The 21554-nt window shown below is 53.3% G+C and carries 14 protein-coding genes; all 14 read left to right on the plus strand.

The window, feature by feature from the left end:
- The first annotated feature begins 620 nt into the window (after positions 1–620).
- Entirely contained in the window at positions 621–2270 is a 1650-nt protein-coding gene (locus Q0336_RS08465; protein ID WP_298527786.1) for a BACON domain-containing protein, read from the plus strand.
- A gap of 1053 nt (positions 2271–3323) precedes the next feature.
- A complete protein-coding gene (locus Q0336_RS08470; protein WP_298527789.1) occupies positions 3324–4970 on the plus strand; it encodes a BACON domain-containing protein in 1647 nt (548 codons plus the stop codon).
- Between the two features lie 24 nt (positions 4971–4994).
- A complete protein-coding gene (locus tag Q0336_RS08475) occupies positions 4995–6629 on the plus strand; it encodes a BACON domain-containing protein (protein WP_298527792.1) in 1635 nt (544 codons plus the stop codon).
- Positions 6630–6684: 55 nt separating this feature from the next.
- Positions 6685–8340, plus strand: coding sequence for a BACON domain-containing protein (locus Q0336_RS08480; RefSeq protein WP_298527795.1), 1656 nt, complete (start codon positions 6685–6687; stop codon positions 8338–8340).
- An 867-nt stretch (positions 8341–9207) separates the two neighbouring features.
- Positions 9208–11961, plus strand: coding sequence for a S8 family serine peptidase (locus Q0336_RS08485; RefSeq protein ID WP_298527798.1), 2754 nt, complete (start codon positions 9208–9210; stop codon positions 11959–11961).
- A 12-nt stretch (positions 11962–11973) separates the two neighbouring features.
- Positions 11974–12936 (plus strand): PorV/PorQ family protein, encoded by a 963-nt coding sequence (locus tag Q0336_RS08490; RefSeq protein WP_298527802.1) that lies wholly within the window; start codon positions 11974–11976, stop codon positions 12934–12936.
- Between the two features lie 785 nt (positions 12937–13721).
- Positions 13722–14354: a DUF3575 domain-containing protein gene (locus Q0336_RS08495; RefSeq protein WP_298527805.1), complete on the plus strand. Its 633-nt coding sequence runs from the start codon at positions 13722–13724 to the stop codon at positions 14352–14354.
- Positions 14355–14372: 18 nt separating this feature from the next.
- The gene (locus Q0336_RS08500; protein WP_298527808.1) at positions 14373–16040 is read left to right on the plus strand and encodes a hypothetical protein; all 1668 of its coding nucleotides are present in this window, start codon (positions 14373–14375) and stop codon (positions 16038–16040) included.
- Between the two features lie 97 nt (positions 16041–16137).
- Positions 16138–16680, plus strand: coding sequence for an RNA methyltransferase (locus Q0336_RS08505; protein WP_298527812.1), 543 nt, complete (start codon positions 16138–16140; stop codon positions 16678–16680).
- On the plus strand, positions 16677–17366 hold the full coding sequence (gene mnmD, locus Q0336_RS08510; protein ID WP_298527815.1) for a tRNA (5-methylaminomethyl-2-thiouridine)(34)-methyltransferase MnmD: 690 nt from the start codon (positions 16677–16679) through the stop codon (positions 17364–17366). Before Q0336_RS08505 ends, mnmD begins: the two co-directional genes overlap by 4 nt.
- A 48-nt stretch (positions 17367–17414) precedes the next feature.
- Positions 17415–18185, plus strand: a complete 771-nt coding sequence (locus Q0336_RS08515) for a YaaA family protein (RefSeq protein ID WP_298527818.1) — start codon at positions 17415–17417, stop codon at positions 18183–18185.
- Positions 18186–18508: 323 nt separating this feature from the next.
- Positions 18509–19396, plus strand: a complete 888-nt coding sequence (locus tag Q0336_RS08520; RefSeq protein WP_298527821.1) for a hypothetical protein — start codon at positions 18509–18511, stop codon at positions 19394–19396.
- A 325-nt stretch (positions 19397–19721) separates the two neighbouring features.
- Positions 19722–20630, plus strand: coding sequence for a hypothetical protein (locus Q0336_RS08525; protein WP_298527824.1), 909 nt, complete (start codon positions 19722–19724; stop codon positions 20628–20630).
- Positions 20631–20659: 29 nt separating this feature from the next.
- A complete protein-coding gene (locus Q0336_RS08530) occupies positions 20660–21346 on the plus strand; it encodes a hypothetical protein (protein WP_298527827.1) in 687 nt (228 codons plus the stop codon).
- Positions 21347–21554: the final 208 nt, after the last annotated feature.

A 21554-nucleotide genomic window follows, 5' to 3' on the forward strand; every position in this document is an offset into this window, starting at 1 on the left:
GTCGGTAAGACGACCCACAGTAGGTTTTCTTTGGACCCTCTATTAGGCCTTTTAGATCAGGGCATGATAGGGCTTGGGAGAGCTGGGCTATCTCGTGCTGGGATTGCTCGGTGGTGCTACAGCTATGAGGCAGGATCTTTGCTTGTTCGTTTGATGATTTTTTTGACGGCTATTGCATTTACAAAACTATTCTCTACCTTTGATTCGTAGTTGAGGTAGTAGTCCTTGACTGATAGGAACAAAGAGATATGAATAGAAAAGTCAGATCAAATATGCTTACGGGCTGCTGAAGCTCTAGGTGCGTCATCCCACCTGCGTAGTGTCGGGTCGGCCCCCCTGCTACGTCTAGAGAGCTTTGGAAGTCCTTCCCCTTCCAATTAATTTAGCTCATGGCCACACACAGCGCAACACCATTCTGGTGACACCAACCAGATAACACCACACACGAGTCGAGGCAACATAGTCCCTATGTGTCCTCTCTCCTCACACATACGTCTCATGCTCCCTCCTAGTCTGGCTTTAGGGCTCTAGGATGTGGATTCCCGCACACACACGCACACTTGTGGAGGTGCTCTTTGAGCTATCCTCCTCTTCCCATCTTTTAAACGCAAGAAAGAATTATGAGACTAAATATCAAGTATCTGCTCGGATTCTTTGCTCTCCTTCTGTTCTTACCCGCATGTAAGAACAACGACGAAGTCGAGGAAGCAACCCTAGAACTCTCTTCCCAGGCACTGGCCTTTGCCAAGGATGCTTCTGAGCAGACAGTCACTGTGACTACGAATAAGGATAACTGGTCCGCCTTCTCCACGCAGGAAGCTTGGCTTACCACCGAACAGTCGGGCAATAGCCTCAAGGTCAAAGTAGCAGCTAATACCGTCGGTCGCGACCGTGTAGGCTCTATTATCGTCAATGCTGGCGGTCTTCAGAAGCGTATCTCTGTCAAGCAGACCGCTGCTGATGCAGTCATCGAGCCCGAAGAAACAAGCATCTATTTCCCCGTCGATGGGGGCTCTAAGAAGGTCGCCTTTACCAGCAATGGTGGCGATGTCAAGGTAGAGCTAGGTGCTGATGTAGACTGGCTCACCATCGAGAAGGTCACGGCTAACAGCTTTGTCCTTGTCGCCAAGGAAAGCACACAGGCTCATCGTCGTTCGGTCAAGGTCAATCTGACCGTAGGGACTATGATCAAGGAAATCGAAGTAGTTCAGGAAGGTACTATTCAGTACATCCTACCTCTGCTCAAGTTCCCCGTATCGCTCTCCGAAGTCCTTCGCTACGAACAGAGCCGTGGTCATACGCTGATCAAGATCCCCGATGGCCTCTTCAACACGTCACTCTATCGCTTCCTTACCAAGAGCAAGGTGATGACCTTCATCCAGTATGAGTTCTCCAGCGAACAAGCTAAGGGCTTTGCATCTGCTGCCACCATGTGTGAAGACGAATCGCTCGTCAAGAACAATGCTGACTTCGATGCCTTCCTCAAGGAACATGGCTTCGAGAAGGCTGGCTTCGACAAGGACGGTCAGACGGTCCTCTATCGTAATCCTAACCTGCCTCTGCTGATCCGTGTCGCCTTCAAGGATGGTGCTGCTGCGATCGTCACTTCTTATGATCCTATCCAGGATAAGCCTTATCCTACCTTCACGAAGCTCCCCATGCAGAACCAGACTCAGTACATGGGTGACCGTGACCTGAAGATCGAAGGGAAGAAGCGTGCTGAAATCCATGAGATCGAAAAGGGTTGGGGCTCTACGCTCAATGATACTTACAAGCAGAAGAACTACGAAAACTATAAGATCACGAAGGCATTCGAAGACGAATATGCTCGTGGCTACTTCTACGTAGTTCCTGACAAGAAGATCCCTGCCGATGACCCCTACGTCGATGTCGTACACAATGTACAGGCCATGTACAAGAATATCTCTCTTGGCTTCTGGACAGATGCGCTCGGTCGTAGAACTCTGACGAAGGAAGTAGTCAAGCTCTTTACGGATAATGACTTCCCCTACTTCGGAGCTCTCAGTGGTGGTGCACAGGCCTTCTACAACAAGGATAAGAAGATGGCCTATGTCATCCGTGTCGTCAAGGATAGGGAAACGAAGCAAGAAGTCTTCGAGATCCAAGCCTTCTACGAAGATGTCGATACTGGTAGCAGCGTCTCGATCTCTACGCTTGCTAACTACGGAAAGACCATCAAGGCTTACAATGCTAAGCAGGCTGCCCTTCACAAGCTCGAAGGTCGCCTCGTCAATACTCCTCTTCGCTAGTCACTAGCTAGTCTCTCTTACTCGATAGGGAGCTTGAGCGTTGCTCGGGCTCCCTATCGTCGTATCTGTGGGACAGGTGCCGAGAGGGGATGGGGTGAGATGATTTCTTCGAGCTGAGGCTGAGGCTTTGGGGTAATTTCTCTAAGGTCGGCCTACATCCCTAGGGGGTAAGAGGGAGGGGGAGGGACGAGGAACGTTAGCACTACGTAGCATCCATCTTCTGGGGCTGAGACCTGCGCTCTAAGACATCGCTCTAGCCCGCTTAGAATAGGGCTTTTGGTGTACCCTAAAAACGACCTACTGTGGGTCGCAAGAAAAACCTACTGTAGGTCGTCGTACCGACCCACGGTGGGTCGTCGAGGCGACCTACCGTGGTTTTCTTTTTGCCCCGCTCAGAGAGCTTGCTCCGGAGGGGTAAAGTAAGCCTGTTTTTCAGGCAAAGCCTTCGCTTGGGGGTGGGCTGATGGATGAGGGAAAGCTCCCCTCGAGATTAGCCCTTCTTCTAGGGGGACTCGTGAATGTATTCATCTTGGGAGGAAAAGCATTGCTGATATTCAGCCTTTTAGGGCTGTGCGATCAAATTTTTATGCGCTCGACTTGTATTTTTATCGAACTATTCTCTACCTTTGATCCATGGTCCTGCCCCACAAGGGCATGGCATCAGATATAGGAACATACACATATGATCGGACAGATAGATTCAGACATGCCTTGGGGCTGCTGAAGCTCTTGGTGATCCGTCACCTACGTAGACTCGGGTTGGCCCCCCTTTCACGTACCTAAAGAGCTTTGGAAGCTCTCTTCCCACCTTCTTCCATTGTAGACGCTCATACCGGCCACACACCACGCCACGATCTCGGCGGCAACACCACGCATACCATCTCGGTGGCATCACCCTACCTCCCTCTAGGGAAGTAGCGATGTCTGGTCTTACCCCCACTTATCTCCACTCGCTCGTAGATCATAGGATCTTGTAGCGAGAGAACACCTATTCATCCAGAGAGTGCAGCGCTGTACCCTCTTAATACCCTATCAAACGCATTTTCTCAACCTATGAGACTAAAAATTAAGTACCTCCTTAGTTGCTTAGCTCTTCTGCTCATCCTACCTGCTTGTAAGGACAACGCTGATGTGGAAGAAGCTACACTAGAACTTTCCACTCAGGCTCTGACCTTCTCCAAAGAAGGAGCTGTACAGACGGTCACAGTCTCCACCAACAAAGACTCATGGAGTGCCTTCTCCGTCCAAGAAGACTCTTGGATCGGTCTTACTCAAGAAGGCAATACGCTCAAAGTAAAGGTCCCCGCCAATCCTCAAGGTCAAGACCGAACGACCTCAATCATCGTCAATGCAGGAGGCTTGCAGAGACGTATCTCCGTTCGACAGAGTGGGGCGGAAGCTTCTCTTGAGGCCGAGGGGAAGGTCGTCTTCACAGCAGAGGGAGGTACAAAACTCGTTGCCTTCAAGAGCAATGTCACTAAGGTAGAGATCGAGCTAGCCGTCCCTTCGGATTGGCTCTCCATCGAAGAACGCACATCTAGCAGCTTCACCTTAGTCGCCAAGAAAAACACCGAGAAGACCAAGCGCACCGCTAAGGTCAATCTTACCCTAGGCACCACGATCAAGGAGATCGACGTGGAGCAAGAAGGGAATAGCCCCTATGTCATGCCCTTGCTTGACTTCCCCTCTGACCTCTATACGGTCATCCGCTACGAGCAGTCTCGGGGCAATATCCTCCTCAAGACGGAGGAGGGAGCCGAGGAAGAACCCTCGAACTATCGCTTTATCACCAAGAGCAAGGTCTTCCCCTTCATCCAGTATGAGTTCAGCACTCCTCTAAGCCCAGGCTTCTCTCTGGTGACCCTCCTGTGCTTAGATCAAACGCTTACGAAGGACAACGCAGACTTCGAGGCTTATCTAGCTGACTACGGCTTCACACGCACCAAGGGAGACGATCGCAATGTGCTCTACTCCAACTCCAAGGTTCCCGTTCAGCTCCTCGTCTCTCACTTCACTGGAGGCTCTAAGCTTCAGTTCGTCTACACACCTACCCAGCCTAAGCCCTACAAGAGCTTCGATAAGGTGCCGATGACCCAGCAGACACCCTACATGGGCAATAGAGAGCTTAAGATCCCAGGGAAGATGCGTCAGGAGATACGTCAAGCAGAGGATGGGCTACAGAGTACCCGTGCCGAAGGAACTCCCGAGAGCTACGATATCTTCGATGTACAGAAGAGCTTCGATGGTGAGAGCGTCCGAGCTTACCTCTATATCGTTCCCTCCGAAGAGAAGGGCATTCCCAAGAACGACCCCTATGTCGATGTCTGCATCGGCGTGATCGCCTTCTATGATGACCTAGGCTTAGGTTACTGGCAGGATCAGATCGATGGGAACTACTACCTCACGCGTGAAGTCTATGAGCTCTTCACCAGCGCAGGCTACCCCTACCTCGGGAAACTCAAGAGTGGTGGGCAAGCCTTCTACAACAAGGATAAGCGTCAAGCTTATGTGTTGAGTGTCGCCGACGAAGGAGATTCGCAGCTACTCGAGATCCAGTCGATCTATGCGAATGTCAAGAGTGCTGATAGCTCAGCTCCTCAGCTCCTCAACTATAAGGCTTTCGTTCGTCAGCGGAGTGAAGACCTCCGTCGACTGGATGCCCTGACTCGTCATCGGGTGCGCCTACCACGCCGCCGCTAGTTCCTCTAGATAGCTTGAAATACGATGAAGTACATATATACATGCCTCTTGGGGCTGTTTGTTTGTCTCCTAGCCTGCTCCTCCTGCCAGAAGAATAGCGATGTCGAGGAGACAACACTAGAGGTCTCGGTGGAGACCCTGACTTTTGCACGAGATGCCTCTGAGCAAACCCTCACCGTGCAGACGAATAAGGATCATTGGACAGCCCTATCGCCGCAGGAGGCGACTTGGCTTAGCCTCACTCAAGAGGGCAATACCCTACGTGTCCGAGCCAAGCTGAATGAGCAGGGGCAGGAGCGTATCGGATCGATCATGATCCATGCAGGCGAGCAGCAGAAGCGAATCACAGTCCGTCAGACAGCGGCAGATATTGTCTTGGATACCAAGGCTAATGTCTTCCTATCCTCGGAGGGTGGGACGACGGAAGTTGCCTTCCAGAGCAACACCGAGGAGGTGAAGGTCGAGCTAGCTCAGTCCGTAGACTGGATCAAGGTAGAGAAGCTGACTAAAGCGAGCTTCACGCTCGTCGCTCAGCCCAACACGCAGAAAGCTCCTCGCTCCGTCAAGGTGATCCTAACGAGCGGCACGCTCGTCCGTGAAGTCGAGGTGATGCAGGAGGGGCTGAGTCCCTACGTCTTCCCCGCTATGGACTTCCCTAAGGGTCTCTATGAGCTCATCAGCTATGAGCGGGATCGAGGGCATGTGCTGCTCTATGCTAAGGAAGAGACTAAGTCCGAGTATCCCTATTATCGCTTCCTCACCAAGAGTAAGGTCGTACCCTTCATCCAGTACCAGTACACCTCTGCTACGAGCCCAGGCTTCTCTGTCGCTACCTTGGTCTACACGGACCAATCTCTAGTCAAGGGGAACAAGGACTTCGATGAGGCTGTGGCTGTCTATGGTTTCGAGAAGCAGACCTCTTCTCCCGACCAAGTCTATACGCTCTATGGCAATTCGAAGCTGCCCCTACAGCTACTAGTCACTCTATTCTCCGATGGAGCCAAGGTGGAGTTCGCCTACAATCCTATGCAGAAGAAGAGCTACCCGACCTTCAGCGAATTGCCTCTTTTGCGTCAGCTCGACTTCCTCGGGAGCCGTGAGCTAGATATCATGGGGAAGAAGATGGAGGATGTCCGCAAGTTCGAGCAGGAGCAGGGAAGTGTCCGCGATGAGCATACCCCCGAGCTCTACGACTTCTTCACACCGAAGACTCCGTTCCAAGGAGAGCTTGTCCGTGGGTACTTCTACATCGTCACCCCCACACAGCTGGATGATCCCTATCTCAATGTCGTCAATGCTGTCCTTGGCTACTTCCCTCAGATCGACCTAGGACTCTGGTATGATGAGATCGATGGTCACTATCATCTCACCGATGAGATCTTGAAGCTCTTCGCCTCCCAAGGCTATGAGTACATGGGCCAGACGGCTAATGCCAGCCATGCCTTCGCTAATCGTGCGAAGAATATGGCCTATACGCTACGTCTCTTCTTCTACAAGGAGAAGCCCGTCCTCGATGTCCAAGCCTACTATACCGAGATCGATGATGGAGGAAACTCGGTCAGAGAACTTCTCAACTACTCGGCTTCGCAGCGTAAGCGTGTGGCCTTCCTTCGCCAGCTTGATGCACACTCTCGGAAGCTAGACTTCCAGAGAAGATAGCTTAACTATATGATCCCTATAGTTCTTTTATCAATCCACTAACAACTAAGAGTACATGAGTAAGAAAATCACCTACGCCCTGTCCCTCTTAGCTCTTCTCTTCATCCTGCCTGCTTGCCAGCAGCAGAGCGATGTCGAGGAAGCTACTCTGGACCTGTCGACTCAGACTCTGACCTTCGCTAAGGAGGCCTCGGAGCAGACCATCACCGTACAGACTAATAAGGATAGTTGGTCTGCTGTATCTCCCCAAGAAGCGACTTGGCTGACCCTCACCCTAGAGGGGAATACCCTCAAGGTTCGTGCAGAAGCCAATGACCTTGGTCGTGATCGTCTAGGGGCGATCGTAGTCAATGCCGGAGGGCTCCAGAAGCGGGTCACTGTACGTCAGTCAGCTGCCGATGTCATCCTCAATATGGATCTAGATCGTGTCTCCTTCCCCATCGAAGGTGGGACGAAGAAGGTCGTCTTTGAGAGCAATACTTCGGTGAAGGTCGAGCTTGCGGCAGATGCCCCATGGCTTACGCTCTCCGATGTGACGAAGTCCAGCTTCACCCTAGCAGCAGAGCGCAATGAAGGGGAAACTTCCCGTTCGGTGAAGATCACGATCACAGCTGGGACGCAGGTCAAGGAGCTCGAGGTCGTACAGGATGGTGCTAACCAGTACATCCTGCCCCTGCAGCAGTTCCCCGCTAATCTCGTCGAGGTGATTCGCTTCGAGCGTTCGCGTCAGGGGGAATTGATCCGTAGCTTCCAGCGTGGGAGCGCAGCTCTTTTCCGCTTTACGACCCAGAATAAGATCTTCCCACTTATCGAGTACGAGTTTGAGCACGAGCGTAGCAAGGGGTTCCAAGCCGCTATGCAGCTGTGCTTGGATGATAAGTTCGTGAAGAACAATCCTACGTTTGTCGCCTACCTGCAGGCTTGTGGCTATCAGAAGTCTGATAAGCTGAGCAATGAAGGGCAGGATGTCTATGAGCACAATACCCTCCCTCTGAACCTCAACGTCGCCTTCGATTCGTCAGGTGAAGCCCTTCTAGAGACGGTCTATCAGCCTCGTCAGCCTCGAGCTTATAAGACTTTTGACCATCTGCCTATGAAGCAACTCTTGGCTATGAACAGTGATCGCAGTCGTCAGATCCATGGCTATAAGAAGGAGGAGGTCGCTAAGAAGGAGCAGGAATGGAAGGGTGAACTTGATGTGAAGGATCCTCGTGCCAATCGTGCCGACTACCAGCGCTATATCGCCAAGGGTTCGCTGGATGGTGAGTCACACCGTGGTTACTTCTTCGTCCAGCCTAGTGAAGATATCCCAGCTGATGACCCCTTCGTTGATGAGGTCTTCACGACCCAAGCCATCTTTGCAGATGTTACGCTGGGCTTCTGGACGGATGCTCTTGGTCGCTCCTATGTAACCCAAGAAATGAATAAGCTCCTTGCGGATAATGGCTACACCTTCCTCCGTGAGCTGAATGGTGGCTTCATGGCCTACTACAATGGTGCGGAGAAGGCTGCTTACATCCTGCATGCAGCTCAGCTCAATGGTAAGCCCATCCTAGAGATCCAGACCTTCCTCGTAGATCTGCCAGTAGGGAATGGAATTCGTACACAGCAGGCTGGCGAGAAGCTAAATCTCCTCGATCGCCGTGCCCGCATCATCGAGGCAATCAGTGGCCGTCTGCAGAGATTTCCTCAGCTTCAGAGTCGTCGCTAAGACCTCCTCAGCCCATCACGTTCGTTAGGCTATATTCCCTGAGCTTGAAGCGTCGTCTCTGACCGCTTCGGGTAAGGGGTAGTCAAGCCTCCAAATAAAACCTACGGTAGGTCGCACTTGCGACCTACCGTAGGTCGGAGGGACGACCCACAGTAGGTTTTCAAAGCGACCTACCGTAGGTCCCAAAACAGCCCTTCTGGGAGTAAGCTTTAAGCGGGGCGCTGTGCCTCAAAGATCGTGTAGTACTTTCGCTGGGCAAGGCTCCGAAGTGTGATGCCCCAATTCCCCGATGAATTTCCCTCTTTTTGATAGGCTGCGACAGGAAGCCCCAGGAGCAAAAATCCGCTCCACAGCTGGGCTGTCTCTTGAGGGTACACCCCTGCAGTCGTGGTGTATCAGAGCGGAAGATGGGGGAGGTATTAGGGATTATTGCTGAGATATTTTACCTTTGCTTTGGAGTGGAGGTTCTTGAGCCCCAGGATGACAAGCTATTCCTAACGGACACACGGACGGATAGCAGGAGTTCAGCCCCACTCTTTGGGCAAGGTGGAATATGACCACAGTTTGACGCACACACTTCCCTCGCAGGATATTCAAGAAAAGAACAACGGACAACAAGCTCTTCGAACACCTACACAAGACGACACTTCGTCTACCTTAGTATCTTTTGTTCCCAATCTGAGCGCTGGTTGGATTAGTCCCTCTAGTCTCCGATGGCCCGCCTGACACACTCAGACGCCCATTATCCCGAGCCTCTCCTTAAGTAAGCTTAAGGTGTAGTGTCTCTTCTACCAAGGTTCCCCCTTCCAGAGAGTATCTCCCCAAGGGTGCAACCGAAGTAACAATAACCTCTTCATACTACGAACAATGAAAAGATCCATACTGACCCTGTCACTTCTCTCGGTCTTTGCTGTCTCGTCTTGTCAGAAAGATTTCGATGAAGTGACCCCTCGTGGCGAAGATCAGCGTGCAGAGGTCAACGGTGCGACCCCTTCCGCTCCATCTCTTCTCTCCACGCAGGGCGCAGAAGCTGGGGTCCTCTATATGCGCATTCAGAAGAATGCCAAGCCAAGCCTCCGAGCATTTGACTCTGGTACAGCTACGATGCAGGCGCTGCCCTCGCAGCTCGCCCGCTCGCTTCAGAGCATCGGCTCCGAGTCTATGGAACCCCTCTTCCCCATTGACCCTCGCTTCGAGAAGCGTATGCGTCGCGAAGGACTTGACCTCTGGTACATCGTTCGCTTCGACAAGCAGCAGGATCTACGTGCTGCTATGCAGACCCTACTTGCTGCACCAGAAGTTGAATATACCGAGCCCGTATATCAACTCTCACTACCAGATGCTAAGCCCGTAGGGGTGAGTGATGCTCGCCCTGCTGGCGATCCTGCAGCTCCATTCAATGACCCCTTGCTCCCAGATCAGTGGCATTACAACAATACGGGGAAGTTCTCCAGAAGCGTCGCTGGTGCTGACATAGGCCTCTTCGAAGCTTGGAAGAAGGAGACGGGTAAGCCCAATGTCATTGTCGCCATCACCGACGGGGGGATCGATACCAGCCACCCCGACCTCAAGGATAACCTCTACATCAATGAGAAGGAACTCAACGGTCAGAAGGGAGTAGACGATGATGGCAACGGTGCTATCGATGATATCTACGGCTTCAACTTCATCCACAACGATGGGAAGATTTACCCTGACAATGTCTCACACGGGACGCACGTAGCTGGTACCGTAGCTGCACGCAACAACAACGGCATCGGTGTCGGTGGTGTCGCTGGTGGTGATGGTACAGCAAACTCTGGTGTTCGCTTGATGAGCGCTCAGATCTTCGGGGGTAAGAACGAGAACGGTAACTCGACTCGTGCCCTTGTCTATAGCGCTAACAATGGCGCTGTCATCAGCCAGAACTCTTGGGGGTATCCTTACGAAGCTCAGGTCAAGACGATCCCTCAGAGCCTCAAGGCCGCTATCGACTACTTCATCAAGTACGCAGGCTGTGACAACGATGGTAAGCAGCTCCCCAACTCCCCAATGAAGGGTGGGGTAGTCATCTTCGCCTCTGGGAATGACGGCCGTGAATACTATTCGCTCCCTGGTGCTTATGACCCCGTCATCGCTGTATCATCGATGGCTCCCGACTGGAAGGGCGCTTGGTACACCAACCGTGGTACTTGGGTCGACATCACCGCTCCTGGTGGTGACCAGTACTTTGCTCAGGGAGAAGTCCTCAGCACACTTGCTAAGGAGATCACTGGGCAGGACTATGGTTACATGCAGGGGACTTCGATGGCTTGTCCTCATGTCTCTGGGGTCGCAGCCCTCATCGTCTCTCACTTCGGGAAGCAAGGCTTCACCAACAAGGAGTGTGAACAGCGTCTTCTCGGAGCTCTAAAGCCCCAGAATATCGATGCGCTTACGGGCTTCAAGGGTCGTATGGGTCGTGGTTATGTGGATGCCTCCGCTATCTTCGCTGAGAATAAGGGCAAGGCTCCTGCCAAGATCACTAAGATCAGTGCTGATGACATTGACTTTGTCACGGCGAATATCTCTTGGATAGCTGTCGCCGACGAAGATGATGGTACTCCCGTAGAATACCGAGTCTATCTCTCCGAGCAGCCCATCACCGATGCCAATAAGCAGGATGCTCTCTACACCAAGCTCAATGCTCGTGGTTATGCTGTTGGTACGAAGATGTTCCTCCCTCTGGCTGCGCTGAAGGAGAATACTACCTACTATATAGCAGTCGAAGCGCTTGACCGCTGGGATCTCACCTCTGGTCTAACGCGTGCAGAGTTCAAGACGAAGAAGAACAATCCTCCCGTCCTAACCCTCTCGACGAAGGACAAGATCCGTGTCTCTTCGCTTGGTAAGCAGACCTTCTCTGTTACCTTCTCTGACCCCGACAACCAGAAGGTCAGTGTCATCGTCGGTGGCGAAACACGAGGTGTAAGCCATCAGATCTCTGGGGATAAGATCAACTTCACCCTGCGTGCAGTAGCACCTATTGGTGTCCATGAGATCAAGATCACGGCTATCGACGCACTCGGTGCTAAGACCGAACTGTCTGTACCCTTCGAAGTCTACACATATAAGGCTCCTGCCTTCATCGCTTCTCTGGGAAGTCACATCGTAGGAGTAGAGATGACTACTTTGGTTGATGTTGCTTCTGCTCTAGAGAAGAGTGAGGGTGTGACGCTCACCTACAAGGCGAGCTCAGCTGACCGCTCTGTTGCTATCGCTTCCGTCAGCTCTGAGGGTGTTCTCTCTATCCTGGGAAATAAGCCGGGTACCACGCAGGTACAGGTCGAAGTCTCCGATGGTATCAGCACGCCTGTCCAGACTTCAGTGCCCGTTCGAGTGGTAACGAAGCCTTCAGATCTCGTCTACTCTGTCTATCCTATCCCTGCGACGACAGAGCTGAATATCGTCCTTAACCCCGAAATAGCTTCGGCCAATGTACAGATCCGTAGCCTTACCGGTGCTAAGGTCTACGACCGTGATCACACTGTCAAGGGTGTAGGTCGCATCAAGCTACAGGTCAAGAACCTCGCACCAGGGACTTACTCTCTCAGTATCAAGTCACCTCGGGGCACGTACACCAAGGCTTTCGTCAAAAACTAACGCATCTGACTCATGAATAAGAAAGCATCTATCCTACTGCTCGCCGTAGCACTAGGTACGTCTGCAGCCCATGCTCAGAAGACGGTCAAGGCTACACGTTCGCTCCCCATCCTCGAGTATGCTACGAGTGCTCGCACAGCGGCCCTCGGGGGAAATCACTATGGGGAGACTGATGTAGATCATCTCTATACGAACCCGACCTCTCTGCTCTACCAGAATACGAGTTTCTCCGTCTCGGGAGGCCTCCGCACCTTCGGGAAGATCGAGGGGCTAGAGGGATCGCTGAATCTCTATAATGCCAGTCTGGGGCTACGAGTAGGACCGCACGCCTTCTTCGGAGGAATTCGCTACTTCGGAGGTCTGAAGTTCACTCCGATTGATAAGAACGAGCATGCCAAGAAGAGCCGTAATCTCTATGACTACACGGCTGATCTGGGCTATGCTTACCGCTTCGGTATCTTCTCGATCTATGCCAAGGGGAGCTATATCTATACGGACCAAGGGAGTGCAAGTTCGGCCGTTACCTTCGGTGGGGGTGCCTTCGTCCGTAGCAGTGAAGAGCCTTCGTCCACTGGGGTTGACTTCATTCTCGGTGCTAAGGTCGACAACCTCGGCCCAGGCTACAAGCAGAGCTCCCGTAGTAAGATGGCATACCCTCCCGCCTACGCAGGTCTCGGTGGTGAGATCGGCTACGGAGTCGAAGGGGAGCATCACCTCTCTCTCGGTGCAGGCCTAGACTACTTCTTCTATCCTACCAATTCGTCTTCTGCAGCGCTACACTTCGGTGGGGAGTATCTCTATCATCAGATGTTCGCTCTGCGTGCTGGTTACCAGCATGACACCAACGGAGTCAAGGGCTTCAGCGCAGGTCTTGGTCTACGCTTCAAGCCGCTGGCAGTAGATGCCTCCTATCTTGCTCCTACCTATACTGATGGTAAGCCTTCCTTCCTTCTGACCGTTGGTCTGAATCTGTAAGGCTACCTAGGTTTGTTTGTTAGTGCGTGGGCATAGTGATCCGTTCGGGGTCACTATGCCCACCTTTTTTGTGCCTTATTGGAGGAGGATGAGAGGAGGAAGAATGCTGGTACTGTCCAACGAAATAGAAGTCTCATTTAGCTGGGACTGGGGGATAAGGCTACGACTCTCAGATAATCAGCCTCCATCGCTACGATCAAATAGCTGCGGTCGAAAGCCTCATAGAGTAAATGCACTGCCCATCGGCGATTTACTAAAAGAGCACCGAGATTCTAAAGGCTCAGCTCCGAGCCATTATATCCGACCTCGGAGGGAGGGCAAATAAAACCTACGGTAGGTCGTCGATGCGACCCACGGTAGGTCGGTCGGGCGACCCACAGTAGGTTTTTTCGGCGACCTACCGTAGGTCGTCCGACACCCCTTCTGGAAGCGTACTCCGAAGGGGCGAGAATTGCTCTCGCTCCGAGCTGTTCTTTTACCCTGCTTAGGGCTGATGCATGGTGGCTTCATGTGCAGATCGTCAAATTTATTCGAGGGGGGGCTTTGGGGGGAGACAAGTAGAAAAGAAAACGCCTCACAGCTGGAGATTTGCCTCTTAGCGGAGGGGCGTATTGTTGGGCTTCAGCCTTGCTTGTTGGATTAGCAGAGGTATGAAAAATAGATAATTACGTACCTTTGTGCCGTTTTGCCAATTATTTGACTGATTAAGCGTTTATCTAAATGGATAATCAAACGTTTATCTAACTAGGCAAGGCTTCTCAACCATTCATATACAGAATTATCATATGACAAAACGAATAGCCCTCTTGGGTGTCGTGGCTTTTTTTGCCTCGATATTTGGGCTGCAAGCGCAAAACTATGCCCTCAGTACGAACATCCCTTCGCTACTGACGGGTACGATTAATTTAGAGCCCTCGGTAGCGCTCTCCAAGTCGGTTTCTCTACAATTATCCTTCTCGGCACGACCTGCCCTCTTCAAGCTCCAGATGCCTGTCGGAATCATAGAATCGATCTATGGGATGCGTGAACGCTCGCTTAGCTTCAACAATCGAATGAGATGGGGAAGTGTAGCGCATACTGAGCTCGTCTCCCTTGCTCCTGCTCTGCGCTATTGGTTCCGAGGTACCTACAACCGAGGACTCTTCCTCTCTATGCATGCGCTTGGGATGCTGTATCGCTACGGAGGCGATATCTACTCACCCTATTATTCTGAGGGCTTCCTTGTCGGGGCTGGAGCCTCTGTGGGTTACTCGTACGAACTTGCTCCGCATTGGAATCTAGAGGCCGAGGCCGGTCTTGCTGGTGTATGGACACGTTATGACCTACGAGCTTCTGCGACTAAGGTTGTTGGCCGAGATCGGAGCCGTTTCCTTGCTCTTCCCTCACGTGTCGGAGTGCGACTCGTTTACTTATTCTAAAATTGATTGCTATCACAGATGTCTCGATATACCTTCGGCGCACTCGTTGCTTTGGTGTGCCTTGCTTTAGCCTCTTGTGGGCAACCTTTAACTAAGAGAATCTTCTTTACTTCTGCTCGCCCTCATGCCTACCTCCCAACGGATAAGGAGGAGAAGGCAGGTCGTGCTGGGATGCTCTCGGAGATCGTCACCTATTCGCAGAAGATCGATACCCTCAAGCGTGAGAAGCGTGAGGATGCTAAGCCTAAGGACGACGGGATCAAGACGCACACGATCGAAGCGGTCACTGTCACGGCAGAGCGTCCTCGTGTGAAGATCTCCACCCTGCGTAAGGGCCGAGTCAATCTGACCTTCCTCGTCACCGTGCCCCAGGCTATGATGGACGAACGCTATCAGATCGTCTTGTCTCCAGAGCTTACGACGGGCGATACCGCCTTCCGCCTTCCTCCAGTAGTACTCCGAGGTAAGGACTTCAAGAGTGCTCAGGATAAGGAGCAGGAAGAGCTGAAGAAGTTCGAAGCCTCGATCGTAGATCCCTCGAAGTACGACAGCACCTACTTCAAGACGAAGAAGCATAGTAGCTTCATGGGCAACCTACAGCGTAATTATTATCAGGCTTACCTTCGTCAGTTCGGACAGCAGCTGGCCTATCAGCGCTGGCACCAGATCATGGAGAAGCGTTATCTGGAGGCTAATGCAGCTAAGGCTGGGAGCTACGATCAGCGCTACCATAACCGTGCCCTCGGTATGCTTGGGCAGGCCTATCGTGAAGAGCTCTCTGGTCGAGACAGTGTAGGGCAGCGCCAGGGCTTTGATCTGATCTACACTCCTGAGCGTAGAGCTGAGTACCTCAGTAGAAGCGAACGTAAGCTCGACAGCACGAATGTGCCTAGGAAGTTCCTTCCCTTCTTCACGAAGAACTGGACGATGGACTCGCTGGAGAATCGTTCGCTCACCGAGAAGGACTCCCTCGAGGTCGCTAAGCATACCTATGACTTCAAGGCCATCGCTCGCAATGAGAGCCGACGTGAGAACTTCGATACCTACCGCCGTCATATCATCCACTTCCCTCTGATCGAGGAGGCTCAGCTGGATACGGCCCTCACGACGGGGAAGGACTTCGTCTATCTCTACAGCCGAGATATAGAGGTGACTCCTCAGCTCAAGAAGCGTATGACCATCACCGTCGATACGCGCATCACGGCTATTGACCAGAGTACGTGGATGCAGCGAGGTGTGGATTCGCTCACCTTCATCATCTCGGGGGTCAATGACCTAGTGGATGCCACCCTAATTGATCGCTTCAACGATAAGCCTGAGGCCGCTGTGGAATATAAGCAAGGTCTTGAGCGCATGGCTGCCCGTGACTATCGTGGTGCTCTGGAGCATCTGCGTAAGTATCCCGACTACAATGCTGCGGTGGCGCTCGTTGGGCTCGAGGATGATGAGCGTGCTCTTCAGGTGCTCAATCAGCTAGGGGCTAACGGGAAGGTCGAATACCTCAAGACCTTCTGTCTGGCTCGACTCAAGCGTGTGGAAGAGGCTCGTGAAGCCCTCATGCGTGCCGTCAAGCAGCAGAGCTTCCTCGTCTATAAGGCTGAGATGGAGCCTGTCTTCGCACCGCTCCTGGCCGATACAGCCTTCCTCAAGCAGCTCAAGAGCGAAGCCGAAGAGCTCGACGAATAAGAGCAGGCTTTGTCACTAAGAATAGCCGAGCGCTGGTACCCTTCTCTGAGGGTGCCAGCGCTCGGTCTTTGCGGTGAGTTCACTACTTTTGCACTCAATGAAGAAGCTCAAGATCACAGAGATGGTACGTCTCTCTTCGGAGGACTTTCATCGGGAGACCAAGCTACCCATCCTCGTCGTGCTGGACGATGTGCGTAGCATGAACAATGTGGGCTCGATCTTCCGCACGGCCGATGCCTTCCGTCTGGAAGGGCTGGTGCTCTGCGGGATCACTGCACGCCCGCCTCACCCCGACATTCATAAGACCGCTTTGGGAGCGGAGGATAGTGTCAGTTGGCGCTATGCTTCGGATACTCTGGAGGCTGTTCGTCAGCTTCGGGAGGAGGGCTATCAGCTCTTAGCCCTAGAGCAAGCGCACGGGAGTCAGTCGTTGGAGACCTTCGTCACTCGCCCCGAAGGACGCTATGCCCTCATTCTGGGGAATGAGGTGCGAGGTGTGCGGGATGAAGTGATGGCCGAGGTCACGACGAGCCTAGAGATCCCTCAGCTGGGTACGAAGCATTCGCTCAATGTCAGTGTGGCAGCGGGGATTGCCCTCTGGCAGCTTGTCCTTCCCTTACTCCCTACCCTCAAGCGATGACTCACTCAGCCCCCGAGCTTCATACGACCGAGGATGGTAGTCTGACGCTCTATGCCCCGACCTTCGGGGAGCACTACCATTCGATGCACGGAGCCGTGCAGGAGAGCGAACATATCTATCTAAGGCTGGCGCTTAGGGAGCGCATGAGCTCTTGGAGAGAAGGGGATGCTCCCTTGCGCCTCTTCGAAGTAGGTTTCGGCACGGGGCTGAATGCTCTGCTCTCGTGGCGAGAGGCCGAAGAGCGCCAGATCCCCCTCCAATACTATTCGATCGAGAAGTACCCCATTGGGCCCGAGACCTACGAGGCTCTCCACTACGAAGGCCTTGGGGAAGAGAGCGAGGTGAAAGACCAGCTGCTTCGGCTACACTCTGCCCCTTGGAATGAAGCGGTAGAGCTAAGCCCCTACTTCACACTCCACAAGCTACGGGGCGATCTCACTACCTGCACCTTCCCCGAAGGCCTATCGGTCGTCTACTACGATGCCTTCTCTCCTGAGAGCCAGCCTGAGCTGTGGGCTGAGGAGCTCTTCCAGCGTCTAGGGAAGGTCGCTTGCTCTGGAGCGATCCTCTCGACCTACTGTGCCAAGGGCGAGGTGCGTCGCCGTCTACAGCGGTCGGGCTTCCTCGTGGAGCGCCTCCCTGGTCCACCGGGCAAGCGCGAAGTGCTCCGTGGGCGCATCCCCTAGCGCTTGTTCGCTTCTTCTTCCCTTTGACTCTCTATTTTCCCCCTTCCGATGCTTACACTTATTTCCCCTGCGAAGACCTTCTCGTCGAAGGCTAAGCACGCCGAGCGCTTCCCCGCCTCATCACCCCGCTTCCTCGAGGAGGCCCACGAGATCGTTGGGGCTTCGCTCAGCCTGAGTCAAGAGGAACTCGGGCGCATGCTCTCCCTCAGCCCCAAGCTAAGCAAGGAGGTCTATCGCACACAAAGAACCTTCTTCGACGATGGGGTGAAGGAGCTACAAGCTCCACTGAACTATTCGGGGATGGTCTACCGTAAGCTCTCGGCCGGCACGCTGTCCGCCGAGGAATGGGCTTACGCTGAGGATCATCTGCGGATGACCTCCTTCGTCTACGGTCTTCTGAGGCCGAGCGACCTGATTCGCCCCTATCGTATGGAGGGGACAGCCCACATCCCAGGGATCGAGGAGGGACGGATCTTCGACTTTTGGCGGGACCGCTTGACACCGCTCTTCATCGAGGAGGTGAAGCGTCAGGGCGGTACGCTCCTCTATCTGGCGAGCGACGAGATGCGTCAGCTCTTCCACTGGGCGGAGGTCGAGAGGGCGGTGCGGGTGATCACTCCGAACTTCCTCGTACGCCAGGCGGACGGCCGACTTAAGCAGATCGTCATCTACACCAAGATGGCTCGTGGATCGATGGCAGGTGCTGTCCTTCGCCGACGTATAGAGACGGAGGAGGAGCTCCGTCAGCTCACCCCCGAGGACTTCGTCTATGCTCCCGAGCATTCGACGGAGCTGGACTGGACCTTCATCCTAGGCTAGGGATTCGAGGGGGACTACAGCAGGGTGATTTAGGACCCTACGGTAGGTCGTCGATGCGACCTACCGTGGGTCGTCTCGACGACCTACAGTAGGTTTTTTTGACGACCTACGGTAGGTCGTTTTTTGACCCCTTGAGATCCCGCTGTTTATCAGGCTTCTGGGAAGGCCTTCGGAGCGCTCTGTGGTGGGGGGATGGGAAGTGCCGTTTTAGTCCTAACTTAGCCCCTATAGAAGGGCGTGCTCCAGAGGGGTAGGGAAGGGGGATTTCCCCGCTGATTACCTCGGGGAAGTCCAGCACGCCACGGCACTTACTTCACAAGCCTATGAAACTGATCTTCACCCTCCTTTTGGCAGGACTTGCTCTCAGGACCGCCTGCCAGCCTACGAAGCAGCAGGAGACCTCTGCTCCTAAGCTCGATAGCCTCGAGCAAGTATTCGCTCGGGCAACGGATCCCCTAGATCGTATCCAGCTCAAGCGCCAGATCTCGGACCTCAAGATGGGATCGGCGACTCCCGAGGAGCGGTGCCGTATCTTCGATGAGTTCGCAGCCCTCGTAGGTGAAGCGATTGGAGTAATCAATCAGCGGGAGATGGACTATCTAGCTCGCTACTTCGAGTATCACAGCGACGACGAGGGTAATGAGATCGCTGCCCCTGATTCTATCCAGAAGAAGGAGCAGTACTACCGAGGACAAGGTGTTCAGCCCCTGCATCTAGGAGAAGGGATTGTAGAGTTTTTCCCCAGCCCCGACCTCTATACTCCGCTCCTTCGTCAGCTTCCCGACTACTATCAAGAGCATTGGCAGCTCCTGAGAAGTTCCGAGCATCTTACCGCAGATGCAGGCCTTTGTGTCAGCTGGCGTGAGCTGGGGGATCTGGTCGCTCGCTACGAGGTTTATCCTAAGAAGTTCCCCAAGGGGACGGAGCTGTTCACCCGATTGAGCTCTCAATATCAATACCTGCAGCACCTCTATCTAATCGGGGTGGATAATACGCCGACCTTCGAGATGGCCGACAGTACGCTCCTCCCTGAAGTGAGAAGCGAATGGCTACGCTTCATCAAAGCTTATCCCGATAGCCCGACGGCTCAGATCGCCCGAGGGCTCCTCGAGATGAATACCTACGATAGCTACGGGACCCTGCATGACTTTGTCGTGAAGAAGCAGAAGGCCTCTGACTTCCCGCTTCTGTCGTCCGCAAGGGAGCGATAGGAGCCTCCCCGTTGCTTCGAGCAAAGGCTCCAGAATAAGGGGAGCAAGAGCTTCCTTAGCAGTGCTGGGGAGAGGTGAATGGGTAGGGTAGGGCTCTGTATGAGAATTTAGTCTTACCTTAGCCCTCGGCCCACCCTAGTCTCTTTATGTAGACGAGCACTTATGAACGCAATCATTACGAGGACAGGTCCTGTCCTCCCGCTCGGGTTATACCCAGCGACCTTCACTAATAGTGCCCCTAAGCTTGTGGCTCTCATTCCCCGCCAGCTGTAGGGGGATCGAGGTCCTTACCTCCCTATCCGATCATCTAGTACACATCCATGCTATGAGACGAATCCTTTACCTCCTTTTCATGGGGACGGTACTCCTCTCTTCCTGCCGATCCTCTAGCACAAAGCAAACCACCGAGACAGCAGCTTCCACCTCGAATATCGATAGTCTGGAGCGAGCTCTATCCCAGGAGAGTGACCCCGCCGTACGCCTCAGTCTGAAGCGTCAGATCACTGATCTCAAGATGCAAGCTGTGACACCCGAAGAGCGGATACGTATATTCGAAGACTTCCTCACTATCGCCGAGGAAGATGTCTATGGGATCAATAAGCGTGATCAAGACTACCTAGACCGCTACAACGGATACCGCATGGATGAGGAGGGCAATCGCATAGAGCCCCACGACTCCATCAAGCAGCGGGAGCAGCGCTATGCACAGCTAGGCCTAGCGGTCGAAGAGCTAGGCGAAGGTGCCGTGGAGCTTGTCCTCTCCGATGCCCTCTTCTCCCACTACGTCAGCCAGCTACCTCCCTACTACCAGACTTATTGGCACCTCCTCAAGGATCAGGAGAATATCACTCCAGACGGATGCCTTATACTCACTTGGCGTGAGCTGGGTGACCTCATCGCACGCCTCGAAGCTTACCCCAAGACCTTCCCCGATCATCCCGAGATCTTCCCTCGACTGAGTGATGGCTATCAAGACCTTCAGTCGCTCTATATCACCGGTACGGACAATACGGAGATCATGAACGAGAAGGGTGCGCTACTTCCCGAGCTCAAGAAGGAATGGCAACGCTTCTCTACGACTTATCCCGAGAGCCCAACGACGAAGATGATCCAAGAGGCTATGAAGCATAAGGACTACCGTAACCTACTTCCTCTGAGAGAGCAAGTGTCTAGGATACAGCAGACCTCCGATCATCCCCTCCTCGTAGCAGCCCGAGCTCAGACACATAGTTAACCGCAGTACCAGCCATCATACATACCCCGATGTATAAGCAACTCTTCCTAAGCCTTGCCCTCTTCGGTAGCGTCCTTGCCACTGGATGCCGAGGGCAGAAGTCCACCGACACCTCCACAAGTGATAGCACCCAGCTAGCCACACTTTCCCTCCCCGAGCTAGCTCAGGGAGATGACCTAGTCTTCGAGAATGATGACCTGCGTATCGTCGCGCGAGATCTCTGTACTGATGGTGAGGCGATGCTCAATAGCTTCGAGGTACAGCCCAAGCATACAGGGATCAAGGGCTTCACCATCAATGGGAGTACTCTTGACTTCGAAGCTATCCTAGGGAATACCCTAGTGACAAGCGAAGGTACAGGCGTCGTCCGTACGCTGTGGCTACATGACCTAGCTACGGGAGAGGTCGTCGTGCCGGTAGACTACCCTTTTGACTCCGATACCCTCGAGCGACAAGGCACCGATGCGCTCTTCTTCTACACCTATGATTGGGACAAGAATCCACGGATCAGTTGGAGTGAGAAGAAGGGTGCTTGGGTTGACCAAACCAAGGTGCCCGACGCCCTGCACAACGAGCAACTTAAGGAAGTGCAACAGTCGTTCAAGGACCAGCTCTTCGATGGACTACCCCTCATGGCTAAGCAGAGAATCAAGGTAGATCTCAAGGAGCGTAAGGTCATACCCCTCCCCGAATACAAGTGGGGCTACGTAGAGTAAATCCCCCCTTCCTACCAATTAAGAATACATACCATGCAGTACAGATCACTTATCCTAGGCACCGCCTTAGCACTCAGCCTTCTCTCAATAGGCTGTACCGGACAGACCAGTCAAGCAGACTCTAGTGATAGCACTCAGATAGCCTCCCTCCCATTGCCCGAACTGACGGATGGGGATGAGGTGGCCTTTGAGAATGACGATGTGCGTA

Source organism: uncultured Porphyromonas sp. (genome assembly GCF_938039215.1).
GTDB lineage: Bacteria > Bacteroidota > Bacteroidia > Bacteroidales > Porphyromonadaceae > Porphyromonas.

Coding starts and splice junctions, on each gene's coding strand:
- Q0336_RS08465 (WP_298527786.1), top strand. CDS start 621: ATGAGACTAAATATCAAGTATCTGCTCGGATTCTTTGCTCTCCTTCTG.
- Q0336_RS08470 (WP_298527789.1), top strand. CDS start 3,324: ATGAGACTAAAAATTAAGTACCTCCTTAGTTGCTTAGCTCTTCTGCTC.
- Q0336_RS08475 (WP_298527792.1), top strand. CDS start 4,995: ATGAAGTACATATATACATGCCTCTTGGGGCTGTTTGTTTGTCTCCTA.
- Q0336_RS08480 (WP_298527795.1), top strand. CDS start 6,685: ATGAGTAAGAAAATCACCTACGCCCTGTCCCTCTTAGCTCTTCTCTTC.
- Q0336_RS08485 (WP_298527798.1), top strand. CDS start 9,208: ATGAAAAGATCCATACTGACCCTGTCACTTCTCTCGGTCTTTGCTGTC.
- Q0336_RS08490 (WP_298527802.1), top strand. CDS start 11,974: ATGAATAAGAAAGCATCTATCCTACTGCTCGCCGTAGCACTAGGTACG.
- Q0336_RS08495 (WP_298527805.1), top strand. CDS start 13,722: ATGACAAAACGAATAGCCCTCTTGGGTGTCGTGGCTTTTTTTGCCTCG.
- Q0336_RS08500 (WP_298527808.1), top strand. CDS start 14,373: ATGTCTCGATATACCTTCGGCGCACTCGTTGCTTTGGTGTGCCTTGCT.
- Q0336_RS08505 (WP_298527812.1), top strand. CDS start 16,138: ATGAAGAAGCTCAAGATCACAGAGATGGTACGTCTCTCTTCGGAGGAC.
- mnmD (WP_298527815.1), top strand. CDS start 16,677: ATGACTCACTCAGCCCCCGAGCTTCATACGACCGAGGATGGTAGTCTG.
- Q0336_RS08515 (WP_298527818.1), top strand. CDS start 17,415: ATGCTTACACTTATTTCCCCTGCGAAGACCTTCTCGTCGAAGGCTAAG.
- Q0336_RS08520 (WP_298527821.1), top strand. CDS start 18,509: ATGAAACTGATCTTCACCCTCCTTTTGGCAGGACTTGCTCTCAGGACC.
- Q0336_RS08525 (WP_298527824.1), top strand. CDS start 19,722: ATGAGACGAATCCTTTACCTCCTTTTCATGGGGACGGTACTCCTCTCT.
- Q0336_RS08530 (WP_298527827.1), top strand. CDS start 20,660: ATGTATAAGCAACTCTTCCTAAGCCTTGCCCTCTTCGGTAGCGTCCTT.